The organism is Cerasicoccus sp. TK19100, from assembly GCF_027257155.1.
GTDB classification, from domain to species: domain Bacteria; phylum Verrucomicrobiota; class Verrucomicrobiia; order Opitutales; family Cerasicoccaceae; genus Cerasicoccus; species Cerasicoccus fimbriatus.
In genome coordinates, this window is sequence record NZ_JAPWDU010000004.1 from 407,128 (window position 1) to 429,880 (window position 22,753).

The 22,753-nt window shown below is 54.9% G+C and carries 14 protein-coding genes; 12 read left to right on the forward strand and 2 right to left on the reverse strand.

Going from position 1 to position 22,753, the window contains the following annotated elements; translation table 11 throughout:
- The first annotated feature begins 142 nt into the window (after nt 1-142).
- The 3 genes from O3S85_RS11930 (at nt 143) to O3S85_RS11940 (ending at nt 7,201) form a co-directional block, all read left to right on the forward strand.
- Entirely contained in the window at nt 143-3,781 is a 3,639-nt protein-coding gene (locus O3S85_RS11930; protein WP_269540606.1) for a helix-hairpin-helix domain-containing protein, read from the forward strand.
- Nucleotides 3,757-4,497 carry a hypothetical protein gene (locus tag O3S85_RS11935; RefSeq protein ID WP_269540607.1) on the forward strand — a complete coding sequence of 247 codons (741 nt, stop codon included), beginning with the start codon at nt 3,757-3,759 and terminating at the stop codon, nt 4,495-4,497. The genes O3S85_RS11930 and O3S85_RS11935 overlap by 25 nt, the downstream gene beginning before the upstream one ends.
- Before the next feature lie 367 nt (nt 4,498-4,864).
- Nucleotides 4,865-7,201 carry a CBM96 family carbohydrate-binding protein gene (locus O3S85_RS11940; protein WP_269540608.1) on the forward strand — a complete coding sequence of 779 codons (2,337 nt, stop codon included), beginning with the start codon at nt 4,865-4,867 and terminating at the stop codon, nt 7,199-7,201.
- Between the two features lie 144 nt (nt 7,202-7,345).
- On the opposite strand, the gene O3S85_RS11945 is transcribed toward O3S85_RS11940, so the two are convergent.
- Nucleotides 7,346-9,274, reverse strand: a complete 1,929-nt coding sequence (locus tag O3S85_RS11945) for a GH1 family beta-glucosidase (RefSeq protein ID WP_269540609.1) — start codon at nt 9,272-9,274, stop codon at nt 7,346-7,348.
- Between the two features lie 414 nt (nt 9,275-9,688).
- Between O3S85_RS11945 and O3S85_RS11950 the strand changes: the two genes are divergently transcribed.
- The 4 genes from O3S85_RS11950 to O3S85_RS11965 all read left to right on the forward strand — a co-directional run bounded on the left by O3S85_RS11950 (nt 9,689) and on the right by O3S85_RS11965 (nt 15,911).
- Nucleotides 9,689-11,632 carry a family 16 glycosylhydrolase gene (locus O3S85_RS11950; protein WP_269540610.1) on the forward strand — a complete coding sequence of 648 codons (1,944 nt, stop codon included), beginning with the start codon at nt 9,689-9,691 and terminating at the stop codon, nt 11,630-11,632.
- 277 nt (nt 11,633-11,909) lie between these two features.
- On the forward strand, nt 11,910-12,740 hold the full coding sequence (locus tag O3S85_RS11955) for a PEP-CTERM sorting domain-containing protein (RefSeq protein ID WP_269540611.1): 831 nt from the start codon (nt 11,910-11,912) through the stop codon (nt 12,738-12,740).
- A 356-nt stretch (nt 12,741-13,096) separates the two neighbouring features.
- Nucleotides 13,097-14,452 (forward strand): glycoside hydrolase family 16 protein, encoded by a 1,356-nt coding sequence (locus O3S85_RS11960; protein WP_269540612.1) that lies wholly within the window; start codon nt 13,097-13,099, stop codon nt 14,450-14,452.
- Between the two features lie 379 nt (nt 14,453-14,831).
- Entirely contained in the window at nt 14,832-15,911 is a 1,080-nt protein-coding gene (locus O3S85_RS11965) for a glycoside hydrolase family 5 protein (RefSeq protein WP_269540613.1), read from the forward strand.
- 260 nt (nt 15,912-16,171) lie between these two features.
- On the opposite strand, the gene O3S85_RS11970 is transcribed toward O3S85_RS11965, so the two are convergent.
- Complete coding sequence (locus tag O3S85_RS11970) at nt 16,172-17,455, reverse strand: beta-ketoacyl-[acyl-carrier-protein] synthase family protein (RefSeq protein WP_269540614.1); 1,284 nt, start codon at nt 17,453-17,455, stop codon at nt 16,172-16,174.
- Here O3S85_RS11970 and O3S85_RS11975 point away from each other — a divergent pair.
- From O3S85_RS11975 to O3S85_RS11995, 5 genes are all read left to right on the forward strand, one after another.
- A complete protein-coding gene (locus O3S85_RS11975; RefSeq protein ID WP_269540615.1) occupies nt 17,454-18,014 on the forward strand; it encodes an ApeI family dehydratase in 561 nt (186 codons plus the stop codon). The two genes, O3S85_RS11970 and O3S85_RS11975, sit on opposite strands and share 2 nt — an antisense overlap.
- A gap of 146 nt (nt 18,015-18,160) precedes the next feature.
- Complete coding sequence (locus O3S85_RS11980) at nt 18,161-18,811, forward strand: TetR/AcrR family transcriptional regulator (protein ID WP_269540616.1); 651 nt, start codon at nt 18,161-18,163, stop codon at nt 18,809-18,811.
- The gene (locus O3S85_RS11985; protein WP_269540617.1) at nt 18,804-20,300 is read left to right on the forward strand and encodes an efflux transporter outer membrane subunit; all 1,497 of its coding nucleotides are present in this window, start codon (nt 18,804-18,806) and stop codon (nt 20,298-20,300) included. The genes O3S85_RS11980 and O3S85_RS11985 overlap by 8 nt, the downstream gene beginning before the upstream one ends.
- Before the next feature lie 5 nt (nt 20,301-20,305).
- Nucleotides 20,306-21,547 (forward strand): efflux RND transporter periplasmic adaptor subunit, encoded by a 1,242-nt coding sequence (locus tag O3S85_RS11990; protein ID WP_269540618.1) that lies wholly within the window; start codon nt 20,306-20,308, stop codon nt 21,545-21,547.
- Nucleotides 21,544-22,746, forward strand: coding sequence for a multidrug effflux MFS transporter (locus O3S85_RS11995; protein ID WP_269540619.1), 1,203 nt, complete (start codon nt 21,544-21,546; stop codon nt 22,744-22,746). Before O3S85_RS11990 ends, O3S85_RS11995 begins: the two co-directional genes overlap by 4 nt.
- Nucleotides 22,747-22,753 lie beyond the last annotated feature (7 nt).

Here is a 22,753-nt window from a genome sequence, read left to right on the forward strand (position 1 = left end):
CGCGGTGGTCTCGAGATGCTTCTATTCATGGCCTGAAGCCCCAATAGAATAACCCATGATATTAGGCATACCTTACAAACATAACGCCAAGTATCTGTTTACCAAACGTATGACCATCCGATTTAATTAACAAATCCCCAGTATGAAACAGCCAAACAGTCACAAAAAGCGCAGCTCAGGCTTTGCCCTCGTGATCAGCCTGACGCTCATGGCTTTCATGATTGTTTTGATTCTATCTCTTGCCACTCTCTTGAGAATCGAAACGAATCTGGCCGCCACCGAAAAAATCCAAATGGAGGCACGCCAGAACGCACTTTTGGGCATGCAGATTGCCCTCGCAGAGCTGCAGGTATTTGCCGGCCCCGATCAACGGATCACCGCTCGGTCCGACCTGGAACTCGGGCCCGACGCAGCCAACCCATACTGGGTAGGCGTTTATGGCAATGCGATCAAGCCCGACTACGGCAAAGATCCGGTCCAAATTGCAACCGAGCTCACCAATGTCGACACCGACCGCTCACCCAACACCGTAAATGACAATGGCTCCTCCGCCATGCTGCTCAACTGGCTCGTCAGCGGCAATGAGGTAAATCCGTTTCTCTCCACAGTCAATATCGGCAACGACGGTAATGTCATCCAGAAAGTGGACCCCGACAGTATTCCCTACAAGCCCGGCATGGCTGTTGACGGTTTGACCCAAGTTACGCCAGCCACAGATACTAGCCTGACCGTCGGCGGCCAACCGGCCCGTGTCATGGTTGGCCCCGGCTCCGCGGCAAAAATACGAGACTATGTCGTCGCGCCCGTCGTCGAAGTAACCACAACCGACAGCAATGGCGGCTACGCCTGGTGGATCGGCGATGAAGGTGTCAAAGCATCGGCGAATCTCCCACTGGAAACCAATGACTCGGATAAAATTTACGCGTTCACCAATGCCAAACGCTCGGCGATCGAACTGATGGCCGATGGGTTCGAGGACGAGGAAGACCTAGCCGCCTCAACCATCAGTGACCGCTACGATCCGAATAGCAGCGAACTGAGCAAATTGACCAATCCAATGGAGTTGGCCGTCATTTCGACAGATCCCAATCAAATGTCCGCGATTCTTAAAAATCGCTACCATGACATCAGCCCACAGACACAGTCCGTGCTGTCCGACACCTACGCGGGCGGCCTGAAGCGCGACTTGAGCATTCTGCTCGACGAATCGTATATCGTTGGCAGCACCGACCCCACCGCAGACCAAAATCGGATGTGGACGCCTCACAGCGGAGACGTCCATGGCTACACCGAAGGGTTTGGCATTCCTACCTGGAAGCACCTCAGGTCTTTCTATCAAACACGCGTCCCCACCAGTGGCAGCGGTGCCTATGAGCTGGAAACAATCATGCCTGCGCATGACAAAGATGGCTTTGATGACCATGTTGGCGTCGAGCCAGTCCTCACCTACTTCTCGATTGGATTTCGCGCCGCGCCTACAGCAGAACCCGCCGCAGATGTACCGATTCACATAAACCTCTACCCGCTGGTCGTTCTGTGGAATCCCTACAATTTCACACTCAAAGGCAAAGAGCTGGAGGTAGGCTTTTATCCGACTTACAACGTGAAGGTCAGTCTGGATGTTTTCCGCGAAGCCCCCGACGCTGACCCCGAGTGGACCAGCATTGGTTACGTCGATTTCCAGCAGGAGTCTGATGGCCTGGACAACAACCATACTGAATACATTCGCTTCCGCCTCGATTGCCCAGACATTCCACCAGGGCAGAGCCTGATCTTCAGCCTGCCGCACACCTCCTCTGGCGAGAGCTACAATCAGCAGAACGTCCTGAAAAACATCGAACCCGAACCCAGCGCCTATGTGCACTTCCCGATCAAGCAAGACGGCGCAGTTGTGAAAATCCAGCCCGGTGAAGAGCTTCTTGATTATCGCTTGGTCGGCCGCAGCAACTCCAGCAGTTTCAACCGAGGTGGCGGCGGCGAAGCAAATATCTACCTCGGCGATCCGGTAAGCAGCCGCGTCAGCACAGGTGGCGGTACCCTGGATCAATCCGACGAAAAGATGAACCCATCGGCGTCATTCCGCCGTTGGCATAATGCCCACCAAAGAATTGGATGGGACAGCATCGTGGTGGATCAGGTGACCGATTCTGACGGCACCAAGCGAAGCGTTCAACAAGCAGCAGGCCCGCTCGTCTTCGATGTCGAAGGCTCAGAACCTTCCTTCGTCTTTTTAGCGCAAGCTCTGTTTGGCGGCTACGGGCAGAATGCACAGCTCAACACAAACCAGCACATGTTCACCACTCGCTGGATTGCCCAGGGCAATATGCGAGCCGTGCGTTCCGGCAGAACACGCCGCGACAGAAACTATAACCCGTTGTTCACGGCTACGGCTGGATCCCCCGATGTAAATACCCCTTGGCAAAAGTTCAATAGCGGTGATGGCACGAACAGCAACCGGGTTTCCGCTGGCCTCGGGCATGACTGGATTAACAACGAACCGGTCGACGCCATTTTGTTTGAGTTCCCTTACGAGGACCAGCGCCTCATGTCCATTGGGCAACTCCAGCACGCAAATCTGTCCTTTGTGGGTGCCTATCCGAGCTATCCGATCGGCAATAGTCTGGCCGACTATCGCCTGCACGATGCACCGGTAAAGATGTATCCAACGGCTCCTCCCGGCTACCAACTCGTGCGTATCGACCACGCCCAAGACAGCTTCGGCGGGCTCAAAGAATTGGGCCGTGATCTCTTTGGCTATTACGACATCTCCTATTTGCTCAATCGCACGCTCTGGGACCAATACTACTTCTCAACCATCGATCCCGGAGAGCTCAGTAGCGGATACAGCGATCTGAAAAACCCGCGCATGCATGTTTATAATGCAACCCCGGATCACAATGACCCCGATCAAACTGCGGCGGCGCTCATGGTCGATGGCGGCTTCAATATTAACTCCACTTCAGAGCAAGCATGGCGGGCCATTCTTGGCGGTGCGAATCAGTTGGAATACGATCCCGAAAATCCCAACTCATCCAACCCGGATACGCTTAAGTCGGCCTTTTCGCGTTTCAGTCGCCCCAGCTCCGATAGCGATCCCAATGTCGCCTTCCAAGGTTTCCGCGAACTGGACGATGAGCAGATTGCCCAACTGGCGCGCAATATCGTGGAAGAAGTTCGCAACCGCGGGCCTTTCACTTCGCTGTCAGACTTCGTGAACCGCCGCCTGGTTGACAACCCGAACACTGTCGACGACGTCGACCACGAACCATGGGAGCACGAATACCTGCGTGGCACGATCCAAGCCGCAATTGATCGTAGTAGGTCCAGCAGCAATGATGGCGAGTATCCCGCTAACGATGATCAGTTGGAATTCTGGGAGAGTGATGAAATCACCAATAAGATTCAACAGACACAATTCACCGAAGGTGCCTATGACCGGACACAGCTCCTGGGCGGTGAAAAGGCATATAAGCCAATCAGCAACCGATCTGCTTTCGCCCCGAATTACCTAACCCAAGCGGATGTCTTATCGACGATTGGTGCCAACCTCTCAGCCCGCTCTGACACCTTTGTCATTCGTGCCTATGGCGAGGTCAGCAATCGCTTCAATACAGGCGAGCCGATGGCCCAAGTTTGGTGTGAAGCTGTCGTGCAGCGCACCCCGGAATACGTGGACTCCAGCGAGGATGCTCACGACGATCCAATTAATCCTGAAAATCGAAACTTCAATCGACGTTTCAAAATCATTGCTTTCCGATGGCTTACGCCCGACCAAGTTTAATCTTCATACTCACGCTCTTACTCTGCACCACAAAGTCATTTGCGCAGCAGAACAACCAGGCAGAAACGGCTCCACCGCAGTTTCGCGTCGTCTGCCTGACCGATGCACTCCAAGCCATGTATGATAATGGCAAGGATGACGAGGCGCACATCAACATCTCCATGAGCAATCTTTCGCGGCTCTATACCGCGTATGATCGGCGCGTCACGTTTTATCAGGAAGTAGAGAATCCAGACCCCACGAAGCCCCCTTTACGCCAGACCATTGCGCAGGTCACCTTGCCCAACGGCCCCGGGCCATTCCTTGTGTTGATGCAAAGAGCGCAACCTGGCTCCGAGATTCCCTACGAGACCATGGTGATCGATCATTCGCTCGAACAGCACCAGGCAAACTCCTATCGCTTGTTCAACTTCAGCCACCGCAATTTAGCCGTGTCGCTGGCCGATAAGCAGTTTCTCCTCCAGCCCAGAGAGGCTGAATACGTAGTCTATCCCGACAAGCGCAAGGCATGGCTAAAGGTTGCCGTCGACAGCGAAGATAACGGCTGGATCGTCGCCCAGAGCTCACCCCATGTCGTCGGACAGGATACGCGGACAATGATTTTTCTCTGCGACATCCCGCCCACGGAGCGCGACCCGAACCCGCTCGGGATCGCAGTGCGCAAGTTCCGCGAACGCATTACCACCGACGAGTTCGGCGTGCAGCATATTCGCTAGGCAGTGTTCGAATAGGCAAAGCTGATTCAAGCATCAGGCTCATCATCGGGGCAGCAAGCGATCTTCAAGACTTCCGCCCTAACAACACGAGCGGTGTTCTCTGGAGTCTAGCACGACAGCATGCCTTGAATTTCCGTGTGCCTCGGCCTGAATTAGCGCGAGCATCTATTCTGCGCATCCCATCATTATTCATCTTTTTTAATGGTTTTTACACAAGACCATTTCATACATCGGCAATGCACAAAGCTTACCTCAGAAGCAGACCTAGCCAGAATTACCAACGGATGCTATAGTCCGACTACTATCCAACTACGTTGCTTTGCCAGTCGGAGAACTGACCAAAGCGTTATCCCCAACCCCACATCCCATGAGTAAGATCATAACGCCTGCTCGCGTTGCGTACGCATCGCTTGCGCTCGCACTAAACCTCGCGACGAGCTACGCCCAACCCACCCCTCCCCTCCCAGGGAGTTGGACTCTCACCTTTGAAGAAAATTTTGATGGTTCCAATCTGGATGGCGACCAATGGAGAGTCGGGCAGCACTACCCCGGCATTGCCGGAAGCGGTGGCACCGACCCCGAGCAAATAACGCTCGAGGACGGAGCCCTGAAAATAACCGCAGCGGAAAAGCCAACCGTCTACGGCGGAACCAGCTACAACTACGCATGCGGTGAAATCAGCACCTTCAAACTCTTTAAGCAAAAGTATGGTTACTTCGAATGCCGCATGCGCTACCACGCCGTTCAGGGCATGTGGCCAGCGTTTTGGCTGATGCCGGACCGCGCCGAATACGGCTGGGATGGCAAATACCGTGAGTCATACCTGAAGTTTGACCTGAGCTCGGTTACCGCTGGTTCGGTCAGCAGCGCCGTACTTAAGCTAACGCCCACCAATGTCGAAAGTTCCGGCGGCCAGCCCAATATTCTGGTTAAGAAATGTGCGGACGACAGTTGGACCGAAACCGGTCTCAATTGGAACAATCGTCCAACGCCCGATCCGCTCTACATCGACCAACTTTATGGAACCAGCGTGCTGGTGGCCAATACGACCGTTGATGTCGATGTAACCGACTACATTAATCAGGAACTCGCCGGTGACGAGACAGCCTCGTTCGCCTTAGTGGATTCCTTCATGCGCAGCAGAACGATCACGCTGGCGAGCCGCGAACACGGCACGACCAGCTACCGTCCACAACTCGTCATCGATGGTCAGACGATTTACCCGTCAGCAGACGCCTATGCGTTGAAGTCTGCGCCAACGACCAACTACGGCACGCAAACGACACTACTTGTATCCGACGCCTATGGCAACTTCGATACAGCGCATACCTTTGGTGATGGCAACGAAGTGGACATTATGGAGTCGCTCGGCCGCTGGGGCCCCGACCGGACGCAGCATGCCGTGCACTGGGACGGCTACAGTACCAGCCACAAGAGCGTGGACTCAGGCCACATCGCCTATCCCGGTGACGGCGACGACTACCACACCTACGGTCTCTACTGGGAAAGCGGTCGCTATGAGTTCTACGTCGATGGCGTGAAAACCTATGAGTGGGTCAACGCCGAGGTGATGGAAACTGAAGCATTCATTATCCTGTCGCTACAACTAGGCGGCTGGGATGGCAGCGTCATCGAAGATGTCGATGGCCGCTCACTGGAAGTCGACTACGTTCGCGCTTGGAGCGGCACGAAGTCTGGCACAGCCACACCCGGCGGCGGCGAAGGCCCGGCCCCGACTTATACCACCGTCAGCGTTGATGAGGATGTTTATGTCCGCGCCGGCGACTATGCTGACAACAACTACGGCAGCGAAGTCGAGCTACTCTCGAAGACGCTTTCGGACATGGATTACACGCGTCAAACTTACCTCAAATTTGACGTATCCAGCCTCGATCCACATTCGGAACGCATCGAGCTCGTGCTCGATCCAGTCGTTGGCCCATCACCGATCGAAACGCGAATCTACGTTAAAGAATGCGATGTGGATTCGTGGTCCGAATCGACGATCACCTTCAACAACAAACCGGGCTACGTCGCAGACATGGTCAACTCCCGTCGCATGAAGACGACGGACACAGACTTCGTCATCGACATCACCAACTACGCCCGCGAGCAGATAAATGGAGACGGCACCATGAGCATCGTGATCCATTCTGAGATCGACGGCTCCTACACCCGCTTCCACAGCCGGGAATCGACGACGGGCAATGCGCCGTATCTTCGCGCCACCCTGGCACCGGCTGGCTCCAGCAACTACATCGTGCTGAATTTGGGCGACATGAGCGGCTACTCCACGCAAGACTCGGGCTCGGGCTCCGTCAGCGGAGACGGCCTATCCGTCACCCTCAGCGGCAACACCTGGAAAAAGTTCCCACTGTCTTATGCCGTCACCAGTGACACGGTTCTTCAGTTCACGGTAGAGGGCTCCGACGCAGGTGAGATCATTGGTATTGGTCTCGACGAGAATAATGACTATCAGGACAACGTTCGAGTGGTCGCTCTCGGCGGCAGCCAAATCTGGACCGGGGCCTACGCCATCGACCCAGCCGACCAATACACCGCCGGCAGCGGCCCGGTCAGCTACGAGATTCCACTTGGTTCGATCTACACTGGCTCCATGTCGTATCTGGTCTTTGTTGGCGATGATGACGCCAACGCCTCGACTTCAATTACGTTCTCAAACATCGAGCTAATCGAAGACTGAACTAACTAACCAACAAGCGCCGACTGTGCGCTTCCATTACACGATTCCCTGGCCCCGGTCAGGGAATCTTTTTTCAAGTCGATTCGTAAAGACGCTCTATGGTGTCGCTTACTTTGCAATACAAAGTTTTAAAGCACCGAAAACCTATCGGGTCAAATCCCCCAAACCGGACGAGCGTGGTTGGGAAAGCGGCAGCGGTGAATCAGGCGAAGAAGGCTCCAGTGATGCTCGATACTGCTTCTGGTATTGCCCTGGCGTCATGCCCACTAACTTCCGAAAAACCTTGGCAAAGTGAACCGGGTCCGAGAAGCCGGACTCATCCGCGGCATCATTAATGTATGTGCCCGGCGTCCTCAACTTCTCCATCGCCAGATCAATGCGTGACCGGCGGATGTAATCGCTCAAGTTTCTTCCCGTGTGTTGCTTGAAAGCGCGGCTCAAAAAGTCAGGGTGACACTTCAGATGCGCGGCGATGGTTTTAATGTTAAAATTCTCCCGAATATTCTCATCCACATAACGAATTGTTGCCTTGATGATATACGGCTGCGGCGTCTCTGTGGTGTTGATGTATTGATTCAGGCTCTCGCCGTTGGTCTCGATCAGCTCCTTGTACCAGAAAGCCGAATCCTTGAGCAAGCGACGCTGAGACTCGTAGTCGACATAGACCAAACCGAATCGGTGCTTGTAGCCCTCTTGCCATTCGAAGTTGTCCATGAACGACCAGTGAAAATAGCCGCGGATATCAATGCCTTCATCGAGCGCTCTCTTTAAAGAGATCAGATATTCGACAAGGAAATCGATACGGTTGTGATCGTGGACTCCCCCATCGCGGTTAACCTGATCGCCGATAGACAGGCCGTTCTCCGTGATAACTATGGGCAGGCCATACATCTCCTGAATCAGACGCGGGCCCCAGTAAAGAGACGCAGGTGCCTGATGCCATTCGTAGAGCGACAGTGGCTGACCGGGTGATTGCTTCGCCATAACGGGCGCTCCGTCCGGCCCTGGCTTCACGGGAACGCCCTGAAAGATATTGCACCCAAAGAAATCGATAGGCTGCTTGATAATGTCAAAATCCGAATCAGGCACCTTTGGCGCATCCTTACCATACACCAGCATGCCATCCTCCGGATAACCACCGAGTATCACCGGGTCCACCCACCAGCGATTGTTCCAAATCGTACCAGGAAAAATGGCCTTCATTGCTTGTTGCGCGGCTTTGATATCTTCCAGCCGTGGCGTTGCCGGACAGTAGATTGGCCCCGCTGGCGACCAGCCGATCTGCGGCGGCTTTTTTGCCTTCTCCCGTATTGCCATCACCGCGCGTCCGTGGGCAAGCAGCACATTGTGTCCCGCCAGCAGCACCTCCTTCAAACAGCACTTAAGACCCGGCGCATGCTCACCGGTCAAATAGCCTAAGCCAAGAAAGCACTGCGGCTCGTTAATGGTTATCCAGTTGCTCACGCGATCGGACAAACGCTCGGTCACCACACCGGCATACCTCGCAAAATGTCCGGCGATATCCGGATTGAGCCAACCGCCCCGCAGATGCAATGCATAGGGCAGCTCCCAATGAAAGAGCGTCACCCAAGGCTCAATGCCATGCTCAAGCAAAGTATCAACGAGGCGATCATAGAACGCCAGCCCGTCATTGTTCACCGGGCCAAATCCATCGGGCACCACCCGCGGCCACGATACTGAAAACCGATATGCCTTGATGCCCATCTTGGCCATCAGTTCCACATCGTCACGATACCGCTGATAATGATCACACGCGATACGGCCATCGTGGTCGTTCCAAATTTTCCCCTCCTGCTGTGTAAAAGCGTCCCATATGGATGGTCCCTTCCCATCGGCATCGGGCGAGCCTTCGATTTGGTAGGAGGATGTGGCCACGCCCCAGGTAAAATTATCCGGAAAAGAAGTGGATGTCGTGCTCATCGGTAACGGGAAATTCGGGGGTAATTCAGAAGATACCTTTGCGGTGATAGGTCGATTTTCAGAAAAGTATCTTTGTAGACTCATAGTCGGCTTGCCACAAAAAAACGGTCGATACCTGACATAGTCCTCCACTGGCTTATCGAATGGACTTATCCGCAAATTAAGAGCACTACGGTTAATTTATGGGCTTACCGTGGCCAACCTCATTAGTGTTAGGCATTCACTTCCCCGCCAGCTCTCGGCAAAGCCAAAACTTGGAACTCGCCCATTTCACACCGCACTAAAGGCTTAAACGAGCTTCTCCAACACTCAACCATCTCGCTAGTTCTCCGGGGCGTATCCACTACGAACACCACGCCCAGCGATCAAGAATGGCCACCCGTTCGCTTTCGCCGCTCTGAAATTCACCGTAATTCAGATCAGCTATAGACTACCCGAAACGCAAGAAAGCGTATATAGTCTATCCATCACCAAGCACAGTGAGACGCCTGCTTCACTGCTGCTTCTCCTTAACCCCCGTACTCCAACATCCGATACCATTTACAGATGCGAAAATTGAATGCATTGTTGCTTCTCGCTTTTAGTATTAGCGGCCTCAACAGCCACGCCGCCGATACCCAAGAAATACTGGATCTCGATTCCCCCACGATCACCGAGTCCATCAAACCCAGCTCCTCCCAAGTCACGGTTGAGGAAAGCACGAACGCCAGCGAACCCGGTGTGATCATGACCGTCACACCCGGCAGCGAAAATTACCCCGGCATAGAGTTTCAACCAACGACAGGGACTTCCTGGGATTTATCGAACTACGGCCATGTCGCCGTGACCGTCACCAACATTGGTAAAGAGTCGATGTCAGTAAGCCTGCGCGTTGACAACGCCTACGAGGCCGGTTCATCCCCATGGAACACCGAGAATACTTACCTGAAAGAAGGCCAAACCAAAACGATTAAAGTCATTTTCGGCTACGCCAATGGCAACAAGCCCAGCTACAAGCTGGACCCTGCAAAAATCACCCGTATCCTCGTCTTCACCGGCAAAGTTAAGGACGAGCGCAAGCTGCTGATCCAATCTCTGGTGGCCGGTGGACCGTCCGGTGAGAAGCCGCCTGTCGACCCGAGCAAAATCAAAGTGGCCCCGCAAAATGGCTACATTCTCGGGCAAGGCATTCCGCTCGATGTGGACAAGCAAGTGAAGGTTGACGGCGATGTCCACGTGCGTCCATCTCCCGAGGACAAACACGCGCTGCAAATCGCTTTCAGCGATAAAGGCCAATATGCGAAAGTATCACCGCCCCAAGGCAAGTGGCGCCTGATTGACGGAAACCAAGTCGTCTTCAAGGTTCGCAATATGGGTAGCTCCAGCGTCTCCCCGACGATCAAACTCGATAGCGAGAAAGGCCCCACCAGCGGCAGCCAGCCCAAGAGCCCCATCGCACCGGGAGAAACCGGCGAGATCATTGTCTCCTTTATTCCAGAAACTCCATGGCGCGGCATCACTGGGTCCAGCAAGACGAACTGGGATGGAGAGAAAGGCACCGGCACCCGTTTTGCCAGCGACAAGGTAAAGAACTTCATCGTCTCCGCCGACGCCCAAGGCGGCAAGCAAGTGATCGAAATCATTTCCGCCAAGCTCGATGCCCCAAGCATCCAGCTTCCCGAGTGGGTTGGCAAGCGTCCACCTGTGGAGGGAGATTGGAAACTGACCTTCGAAGAGGAGTTCAAAGGCGACACCATTGACCTGACAAAGTGGAATATCTACACCGAAAACTACTGGGACAAGCGCACGCACTTTTCCAAAGACAATGTAATCATCGAAGACGGCACAGCCATTTTGCGCTACGAGAAAAAGCGCGGTCATCACAACGACGACCCCAATGGCAAAGTCACCGACTATGCATCCGGCTTTCTTGATACCTACGGCAAATGGGTTCAGCGCTATGGCTACTTCGAGGCACGTATGAAGCTTCCAACCGCGCCCGGCGTTTGGCCCGCGCTTTGGCTCATGCCTGATCGCGGCATCGACGAAGGCCCCCAATGGAAGCGTGCCGACACCGGACGCGGCGGCATGGAGTTTGACATCATGGAATACCTCAGCGGTTGGGGCCCCTACCGCTACAATATCGCCTTCCACTGGGACGGCTATGGCAAGGACCACAAGCAAACCGGCACCGAGCAGATCTATGTCGCCCACGACGAGGATGGCTACATCACCACCGGCCTGCTCTGGCTGCCTGGCTACGCTGCAATCTACAACAACGGACGTCTGGTCGCCGAATGGGAAACGACGCGCATTTCCGATGTCCCGGCCGACATCATGTTCACCCATGTATCTGGTGGCTGGGCCAATGTCCCGCTACAAGACGAGCCGTTACCGGATGATTTCGTGATCGACTACGTCCGGGCCTGGCAGCGCGCCGACTTGGCATCAGACGTCGACGGCGTGAAGTCCACCCAGACAACTCCGGCGGCTCCAACCACCAAAGACTAACGTCAGAGCACGCCGTCGAAATTGCAGACGGAATCCACAATAACCCTCCTATCAAAATACAGTTTTTGACACGGGTGTTCCCTTCCAGTGGTCAGCAATATGCAATTCTGAAAGCAGATACGAACTATCCCCCTCTACGGGAAACATGTTACTATCTTAACACGTTAATGCCTGTTGCATCAATAAAAGCACTGTAAGCGCTAGATTCAATGTGCATTCGCCACCCCAAAACAACCAATCAGCGTCGAAATACGGTGCTTGTTAACCATTAAAATCGATGAAAATACAATCCCTCCTAACATCTATTGCCCTGGCTAGCGTTTGCCCGCTTGGAGCCGCAACGATTCCTTACACGAACGACTTCAGCGGAGTCGGTGATAACACCGCGTTCCCTGCTGAAAACACGGATGCAGAATGGACAGTCTCGTCCGGTTCCTACCAGTGGAACTACTCCAGCACAGTCGGTGGCGGCTCCCCGTCCACTGCATCTTTGCCAATCACGAACGCAGGAGGATCGTCGTTCACGTTGGAGACTCAGTTCACGCTTTCCAGCCTTGGCAACTTACAAAGCACCGCACAAACGCTCGGCTTCGGTCTCTTTGGTGCCGACAGCGCTTTCAGCGGCTCCGGCTCCAGTGGTGGCAATGCTTACTACCTTGCAGACTTCAGCTATGCCAATGGCAATGCCTCGTCCACAGAAGGCCTTTTACGCATTCTGCGATTGGGCGATTCCGGCTCCGGTTTCAGCGTAACCACCACGGGCCTGGCCGATGATAACAGCGGCAGCAGCATCCTGGCGGTGAACCTTGATACCACCTACACCTTACGTCTCGAAACAACCATTGCCGGTAGCACGCTCAACATGACCTTGAGCCTCTATGACGCCACTGGCACGTCGCAAATCGGCACCTCAGCCATCGTCAGCGATACCTCACCCTTAACCGGTGAAAACTTCGGCTATCGCAACCGTTCGGCGCTGGGCGGCAACTCGACAAGCATCAGCTTCGACAACTTCGAGATGGCCAACATCCCCGAGCCAGGCACATACGCGCTGTTGATTGGCTCAGCTCTCGGTGCCTTGGCATTCGTTCGCCGACGCCGCGCATAAGACCTAGCTTTTTCTCAAAGGGCCAGTTCGGTTGCGGACTGGCCCTTTTCTTTGCCCAACCAACAACCCAACACCGACTCAGTCGATCGCCTTGATCGTCGTTTAGAGCGCACGCCATCAGAATCAGCGAGTGCAGGATCAGCACGATCAGAAATTTACAGAGGCCAAGGCAGGGATAGACTATCGGCCAATCAATATCCGTGCTAGAATGATTTCATTAGCGGCATTAACGCCATGTGCTTTGCACGCATTTCACTGCGGTTAGCCGAACGGTAATCGTAGATATGGTGAGTCAGAAAAATCGCCATTGCACTGGCACTCACAGTGTAAGCCAGATAAAAATAAACATACCAAACATGAGACCCCCATCCATTTTCAAACTAGCCACCCTGAACTGTGCCTTGCTCCTGCTGGCACCATTCACCTCGTTTGCTGACCAGCCAATCACCACCAAAGAGGCTCAGGAACTGCGCGCTAGTGTTGAAGCGATCCAGGCAGAGCTCGTACGCATCAATGAACGACTCGACACGGTGCTAGGCGCACAAACAGAAAGCGTCACCGAAGTAGACCTCTACGACAACGGGAAAAAATACCCCCCGGCTGCCAAAGTGCGCATTGAAAGTTTTGATGTGCCGGTGAACGCCTCGGTCGTCCACGTGCCAGTCACCATGGACAAGCCCAGCCCCAACACCGTCATTGCCTATGTCCGCGTTTACAACGGCGAAGGTGGCCGCGCAAATCCCGATGCGACCAAGCCAGTCATTTTCCGCCCGGGTGACCCGCTGACCAAGACCGTCAGCTTCGATGTTCGCGACATGAAGGCGGGCAACAACCTTAAGGCCGTCCAACCTTCCGTGCCCGATGGCGCGTATCGATCCGGTGGCGGCATCCTCATCACCGCGAAGGAAGGCGCGATCAATGAACCCATTGAAGGCGGCAGTGAGCCAATTACGTTCAAGCCCTACGGCAAGCTTTGCTATGAAGCCACGGGCGAAACAATCCAGTATGATGACAAGGGCGGCCCAGGCGTTTTCTCCACCTCCCTTTCCCACGGCCGCACCCAAGTAGGCAATGGCGAAACCGGATACTACGGCACTGTCGACATGGGCGGTCTCATAAGAACGCCGGAAGGTTTAGTGTTGTCCACCCGGCGCCTGGATACCCCGGTGGAAGTCGGCTCTCCGGCAACTGCTTATCCATTTCTCGCCGTGATGTTGTCGGGTCATAAAACACCAGACACTTACTTCAAATATGGCAGCGTCGAATGGGTCGCAAAAATGCCGAACCGCTTTGGCTCGTGGCCTGCGCTATGGCTCTTGCCGACGGGAGGATGGCCGCCGGAGATCGACGTTTACGAAGGCTTTGGCTACAACGGCTCCTGGAAGTTTTCGTCGGACCTCTCCACCAATCTTCACGGCGGGGATAATCTATCGCGCACTTTTACACGCCCAGCAATGCGCATGAAGATGAGTACATTTGGCCTGCCCAACACGCTTGATACCGAATTCCACAAGTTCGCCGTAACGGTGGACCCCGAGTGGATCATCATGTTCGTGGATGACATCGAGACCATGCGCTACGCGAACCCGTTTCAGGGCGAAACTTGGTACCCCTTGACCAACGTCGCCGTTAAGGCCAAGGTGGATTCACCTTACGATGCAGGATCCGGCGACATGGTTCTCCAATCACTGAAAGTCTGGCGGGCCGAATAAGCCTGCTGACTGTCGCTCGCACTGCCCTGAATGTCAGGAGCCGTACACTAACCAAGTGTACGCTCATAAACTGGTCGTGAACCATCGTCGGTAGCGGAATCTGGACTACGTGAACGCCAGCCTCATGGCCTGGTCTTCACGCAAAATTTAGCAAACAAATCGAAGACCGCAACGAGGCTTCATTGTATATTACAAAGGTTGCATGGCGGCGTTATTACAATCGAAAAACCGATATCGGCGATGTGCAAATTATGGATCGGCTTTCGACTAACCGTATCGCTCAGCATCCATTACTATAGCGGCATAGAAGTCAGCCAGCGCTCTCGTAATAAATTTGAGACACATACTTTGGCACCGCAACAAGCATAGTCGATATGCCATGATTCAAACTACAGTTCCATTTCTGCGCGCCGAACGCTTTCGTCGTGGCATCAATCTGAGCCATTGGTTTTCTCAGGTGTACACAGAGCGCGGTTACAGCTTCGAGCATTTTGATACCCACACCAATCGAGACGACATCGACCTCATTGCATCGCTGGGCTTTGATCATGTGCGCTTACCTATCGCCTGCGAGCCCATTCTGGCCATGGGGTCTCCGGGCGAGTTGCCCCTCCAGTATTTGCAACGAATCGGCAGAGCGATTAGTCAGATACATGATGCAGGTATGGCCGTCATGGTGGACATCCATCCGGAGACAGCCTTTAAAGATGAGCTCGCTCGCTCCGATGAAGCTGTTGACACCTTTATCGCATTTTGGCGGACGTTTGCATCTTACCTTAGTGCATTCGACCCAGAGAAAACATTACTCGAAATTTTGAATGAACCCTGTGTTTGGAACCCGCCTCGCTGGTCTCAGATTCAACAGCGATGCGCCAAGGCGATCCGCGAACACGCACCGGACCACACTCTCGTCGTTTGCGGCGATCAATGGTCGCAATTACCGCAGCTGTTGGAGATCGAAATACCGGATGATTCCAATCAGATCATCAATTTCCACATGTATGAGCCCTCTTCGTTCACCCATCAGGGAGCGGGCTGGGGAAACCCCTGGATGCAACATACAATCGGCTTGACCTATCCCGCCGAACAGTCGAACGCACCAACACTTCTATGCGGCCAAACCGATCAGGACGCCATTAAACAGCTACAGGAATATATCGAAACGGATTGGAACTCGCAGCGATATCGAGAATACCTCTCACCCGCGGTTGCCCTCGGAGAGCGACTACAGCTTCCTGTCATCTGCAATGAGTTCGGCGTCTATAAAGAATTTTGCGACCGCAATTCGCGCTTAGCGTGGATTCATGATGTGATCGAAAGTTTTGAGCGTGCCGGGATCGGCTGGACCATGTGGGACTACGCTGGCGACTTCTCGATCTTGAATTCCAAGGGAAGCACACGATCGCCAGACTACGAATTATTGAAAATGATGGGCCTTCCGGTTAATAGCCACGTTTAACGCTGTAGCGTCCATTCAAGCGAGGCCATGGATCGAATGCAGCCTGAGGCGGCAGGGCTGGAGTGGGCTGGCCTAAGTTGTCGAAGCAAAGGCAGTGATCGGAATGCCAACGCAGCATCTTACGATCTGGCCCCAAGCGCCAAACCGACCGTTTTACCGTCCTGATGAGCAGGATTGACCTCTCGTTTACAAGCTCCGCCTGCGGCTACCTAGAGCAGCATTCGTTGACGCGCACAAAAGATTGCCAACGCGCTGTTCGGCTAAGCGCTTTTACGGTAGGCAATAACCGCACGAGCCCCGCCGAATCCCATCGCAGTTTTCAAGTGCGTCCGATGCTTTAGTGCAGTGGTTTCCCTGGATAACTTCAACGGTATCTCCGGATCGACCTCCGTTAGCTGCGGATTGCCCGGCAGATAATCTCCATGCATACTCAGGATGCCGCCAATAATCTCCAGCACCGAGGTGGCACCCCCGGAGTGTCCCATAAAGCCCTTGAGCGCCATAACCGCTGGCAGTTGATCACCGAAAACTTGCACTAATGCCCGCGCCTCCGTCAGGTCGTTATACTGGGTTCCCGTGCCATGCGCATTATACACATCGATCGACTCCGGCGAGCAATCGCCCATACGCAAAACCGCGCGGATCGAATCGGCCAGTTGCCCCCCGCTCGTATCGGGAGAAGTGAAGTTAACGCTGGGGGCGGTGTCGGCGTCAAAGTGATCGTGGCGCTCATCAAACCCCAGGATTTCCGCCAGCGGTTGTGCGCCACGTTTCAAGGCGTCGCTCTTGCGCTCTAGGACGAGCACTCCCGCCCCCTCGGCCGGGCCAAAGCCGTTTCGCTTGGCATCAAAGGGGCGTGAAATTCCCTCCGGGCTCATCGCGCGAGCGGCAAGAAAACTAGCCGACACAAAATCCGTTAGCGATGCCTCTGTCCCGCCAGCCAAGATAAATTTCGGGCCACCTGGTCGATTGAGCTGCAGAATATCACATGCTCGGATGATCGCCGTGAGCGAAGACGCGCAAGCCGTGTTCACTGTAAACGGCGTGCCTTGAAAATTGAAATAGGTGCTAATGGCTGATGCCGACGCATTCGTCATATACATCGGCACGGCAAAAGGGGAAACTTTCTTGTCGTCCACGAAATCCCGATGCAAACGGTCGTAGCTTTCCACGCCATTGAGCGCGATGCCCATAATCACCGCGCTTTCAGCAAACGAAGGATCCTTCAGCAAGTCGTCATCGCCGATTAATCCGGCTTGCTCAGCGGCCAGTTTGGCAGCGATCAGCGCATACTGTGACATGCGATCAAGTCGCTTCGGTCGCACTGTGCTGCGGTATTTGGCTTCGGCCGGAAAGTGCAAATAGTCCTCTGCATTGTGATTAGCAACTGGGCAGCCTTCCATTAGCTTATATTTTAAACTTTTCGTAAGACTTGAAATATTCTTATAGCCATGATTGCTTTGCTTAAGACTTTTGTCCATCGCATCGTTTCCAATTCCAATCGGGGAGACACCTCCCACACCGGTTATAACTATAGATTCCATGATTAAGTTTTTTAATACTGCGTCTGCATTAGATTACGCAATCGAAAAAGAACAAGCGCTCGAAGAACCTCAAATTCGTGACTGCGAAACGGGGGGTTTATTCGGCCCTGAGTTTGGTAAACTCCCCAATGGCCGGTTCCTTCTGATCAATCGTGCCTACTTTCAGAAATACGAAAAAAATGAGGATGGCGTGTATGGTCGCGCCGTTGCGGAGTTCGACTACACACCGGAAACCTGGTTCTTCAAAAACCACTTTCACGAAGACCCCGTCATGCCCGGCACCCTTCAAATCGAAGCCGTGCTGCAACTGGCGGGTCTGTATCTGGCATGGGCCGGAATCCCCGGCGTCGGTCGTGCGCGTGAAGTTGGCCGCACCGTGTTTTATGACGAAGTGCGGCCGGACACCGGTAGTAAATTCTGCTTCGAGCTATTGGTGACAAAGATTCAGGGTCGGGGGAAACTTTCCTTCCTCGCAGGTAACGCTCTAGGCTGCCTGGAGAACGGAGTCCGCGTCATGGCCATGGAGGGGATCAAGCTGATCAAAGCGATCAGAAGTTAAATTTCTATGGATTAAGCCATCAGCACTGATTTTCATAAACAGCTGATTAGCATAGCTTAAAGCTCCTTCAAGGAATCTGATCTGCTTCTTCGCGCATTTTTCAAATAATCATTTGAAACTTTTGTTTTATATGTTTGTTTGAATAAATGATGCAGATCAGAACCAAAAAGTCGGAAGTAACCCGCGAGCGCATACTGAGTGTCGCCGCTGAGCACTTCGCCGCGCACGGCTACCACCAAGCGCGGGTAGCCGACATCTGCCGAAAAGCAGAAGCTAATCAAGCGGCGGTCAGCTATCATTTCGGCGGCAAGTACGAGCTCTACGAAGAAAGCCTGCGCTACGCGCTTGAGCTCGCCAACGCCAAGTATCCACTGCCGGTAGATCAGTCGATTCAAGCCGAGGAGCGATTGAAACTTTTTCTGACGGCCGTCTGCCAGCGCATTTTCGATGAGAGCGAAGGCAGCCTTTTTCCCCGGATGATGGTGAAAGAGATGGCCGATCCCACCGAAGCACTCGAAACGATTTTGCGAGATTTGGTGGCAAACGAGCGCGACACCGTTATCGGCATCGTTCGTGAAATCCTCGGCCCCAAGGCAACGGAGGAAGACATTATTCTGAGCCATCTATCCATCGTGGCGCTATTCCAGTTTTTCAACTTCAGCCGCTCGATCCGCCAGTTGCTGCAACGCAAAATGCGCAGACTGCCACCCAATGTTGAGAACGTGATCGACCACACCATCGGCTTTGCGCTTGCGGGTATTCACCACAAACAAGCGGAGATCGCCGCCCGTGCTTAAACGCCTTTCCATTCTCACCGCAGCTCTGTCGCTAGGCGTTTTTACCGGCTGCCAATACAGTGCGCAGACTCCGGCGCTTACCTCTCCGCAGCCACTGCCGACATCGTATGATTCCATCGCGGCAGACGTCTCCACCGCCGCGAGCAACGACCCGTGGTGGACATCTTTTGAGCGACCGGATTTGGACGCACTCGAAAGTGAAGCGCTGGCCGGCAACCTCAGCCTCGCCGAAGCCTGGGCCCGCCTCCGGGCCGCCCAAGCACAGGCAGTGATCTCCGGTGCCGGGCTATTTCCCAGTCTCGGCGGCGAAGGCAGCTGGAGCAAAGGCTACGAAGGCAACCCCTCCCGCACCGGCTCCACCGAACAGTGGGGCCTCGGCACAGGCATCAGCTACGAAGTCGATCTTTGGGGCCGCATTCGTGCACAGTCCGAAAGCGCACAGGCCCTCGTCGAATTCAGTCAATTTGATGTCCAGGCAACGGCGCTAACCTTGAGTGGTGATGTCGCAAGCGCATGGCTAAACATCCTCGCTTTGGCCGACGGCATGCGCCTGCTCCAACAACAAGTGAGCACCAACCAAACCCAACTGGAGCTCGTGCTGCTGCGTTTTGGTAACGGCCAGGCCAGCGCCCTCGATGTGTATCAGCAGAAACAGTTGCTAGCTGCGGCCGAGACAATCGTCCCGCAAGTCGAGCGGCAAATCAGACTTTATCAACACCAGCTCGCGTTGCTCTTGGGGCAACCGGCGGACTGGGAATTCTCCGTCGGCACTTTGGGCATGCCGACCATGCCGCCGGCTCCGGCAACCTGTGCGCCGAGCGATTTACTCTTGCAGCGCCCCGACGTTCGCGCCGCCTACGAGACGCTCAACTCGGCAGAGTGGAACGTTGCCCAAGCGCGCGCCGACCGCTTGCCACGGGTCACTCTGAGCGCCGACGCGACGACCACCGCTGGTGCCTTTGCCGATTTGTTCGACAGTTGGTCCGCATCATTTCTCGCTGGTTTGGCGCAGCCACTGTTCGACGCCGGCCAACGCCAGGCAGAGGTGCAGCGCCAACTCGCGCTGGCCAAGCAATCTCTTTTGCAATACCGCACAACGGTTCTCACCGCGTATAAGGAAGTTCGCGACGCGCTCGTTCAGGAGCAGTGGTACTATGCTGAGCTTGAGGCGATGGATCGCCAGATGGAAGCCGCGCAACAAGAGTTCACCGAGGCGCAGTCACGTTACCTAAGCGGGTTGACGGATTACCTCGACGTGACGTCGTCTCTCTCATCGCTCCAGACATTACAGCGCCAGCGCATCTCGCTGATTGCGGACCTCCTGCAATCGCGGATCGACCTCCATCTCGCGCTCGGCGGTGAGCTGCCACTGACCAATCCCGACCCGAGCCCAGTGCTTTCGCCGGAGGACACGATACCACTCGTTCCGGTTTTTGCAGAACTCCTCGAAGAGGACGACAACCAAGACTCCACGCTTTCCGAAAACTAATTGCCATGCCTGAGACCACATCAACCCAACGCTTTCCCTGGCGCCGCACCCTGGCGATATTGATCATCATCGCCGTTTGCGCGGGCATCTGCGCGATGATCATCAAGACAGGTCCAAAGGCCACGCGCCGCCCACCGGCACCGATGCAGGCCAACGTAAAAGTTCGCCCGCTGGAGCGCACCAACGAGCAAATCGTCGTCAGCGCCATGGGCAGCGTGATCCCGCAGCGTTCGATCTCCCTGACCGCGCAGGTCAACGGCGAGGTGCTTGAACTCGGCCCGGATTTCGCCGAGGGCAACCATTTGGCCAAAGGCGATTTCATTCTCAAAATTGACGACCGCGACTACCAAACCGCACTCGCTTCCGCCCAGGCAACACTCGACCTGGAGCTGAGTGATATGGCGATTGAATCCGGCAACCAAACCATCGCCAAACGCGAGTGGGAGCTGATTCAGGAAGCCAGTGAAATCGCCGGCGTCGATTCATCCCTTGCATTGCGACAGCCGCAGCTGAAGTCCGCCGAGGCAGAGGTCGCCATGGCGCGCGCCAGCTTGGAGCAGGCAGAAATCAACCTGCAACGCACGCGCATCGTCGCGCCCTTTAACGCCATCGTGCTCGAGAAAAACGTGGATATCGGCTCCTATGTTTCCACGCAAACGACTGTCGCCAGCCTTGCGGGAATCGACACCTACTGGGTGCGTGCCGCCGTGCCCAAAACGCAACTCAAGTGGCTCACAATTCCGGGCCCTACCCAATCAGAAGGCAGCGAGGTCCGCGTGTTTCCCAACGCGAGCCAGGGCACCTATCGCACGGGCAAAATCATTTCCCTACTCGGCGACCTCGACCCCGAAGGCCGGATGGCACGTGTGCTTATTGCCGTCGAAGATCCGCTCTCACTGCTTGCCGAAAACGAAGGACAGCCTCCGCTCCTGCTGGGGGATTACGTCAGCGTGGAAATCCTCGGCAAGGAACTGCAGAATATTTACAGCCTGCCGCGCTTGTCCTTCCGTGATGGTGCCCGCGTCTGGCTCGCCTCGGACAAGGACCAACTGGAAATCCGCCCAATCACCCCGGTCTGGCAGGGTGATGATTTCGTCATCGTGGACGAAGGATTAGCCGACGGGGAGCGCCTCGTGGTGAGCAACCTTTCCATGCCTACCCCGGGATTGAAACTCGTCGTCGCAGACGAAGACGGCAAACTACTCTCGGCTGAGTTACCCCCTGAAAAAACAGGAGGAGACTCATGACAAAAACAACCAATGAACCCAGCAAAGCCCGGGTAATTTTTCTCGCCGCACTTGGTGCCATGCCACCGTTGTCGACCGATATGTATTTGGTCGCGATTCCGCATTTGTCGGAAATTTGGTCGGCCCCCACGAATATTATTAACCTGTCACTCGTGCTCTGGTTCGTGGCGTTCAGCATTAGTTTGCTGGTCTTCGGCTCATTGTCAGATCGCTGGGGACGGCGGCCCATCATGCTTGGCGGCCTCGCCTTATTTGCGATCGCCTCGGCATTGTGCGCGACCGCAACCGGGCCGATGCAGCTAATATTCTTCCGCGTTCTGCAAGGCATCGCGGCCGCCGCGCCATCGTCCATGACAATGGCCTATTGCCGCGACAGTTACGAGGGTCATGCCCGGCAGAAACTGCTGGCATGGTTGGGCATCATCATCATGGTCGCCCCGATGGCGGCACCTTCCGTTGGGGCCTACATTATGCACTACGCACCGTGGCAAACGATCTTCGTCCTCCTGGCGATCTATAGCGGATCCATGCTCGCGCTATCCTGGTTTCTCTTTGAGGAAAGCTCGGCGACCAAAGAACCCGGCGGTGCCATCAAGGCCCTGAACCGCTATGTCCGGCTGGCGCGCAACCGAAACTTTCTGTTGGCCAACTTCAGCATGTCGCTCATTGCGGCACCCGTCCTCGGCTATGTCGGCATTGCCAGTCTGGTTTACATGGAGCACTTCCATCTGAGCGAGACCACCTTTGCCCTGCTGTTCGCCGCTGTACCATTGAGCTCCATGGTTGGTGCTTTTGTCTGCACACGTATGCTGCGAATTTTCAGCGACCGCTCACTGATCATGTATAGTCTGATCGGCTCGGTCTTTGCGAGCATCATACTGCTGTCGATTGGAGCGCTTCACGTGGTGGCTTTCGTGGTCGGCATGTGTGTCTTCGGATTCTTCACCGGAGTCAGCCGCCCGTTGGCAAATCATTTGGTGCTGGAACAGGTCGACCGCGATATCGGTGCCGCATCTTCCACGATCATCTTCACCCAATTCATGGCGGGTGCCATCTGCATGGCCTACACCACGGCCGGTTGGGCGCACCCGATTGCTGCGCTCGGTTTCCTTGTCTTGTTGGTGCCCGGCCTCGTACTCCTCAGTTGGCCATTCATTCAGCGCAAACTTCAATTCACCCCCGCTCAAACGACTGCGTAAACCTCCT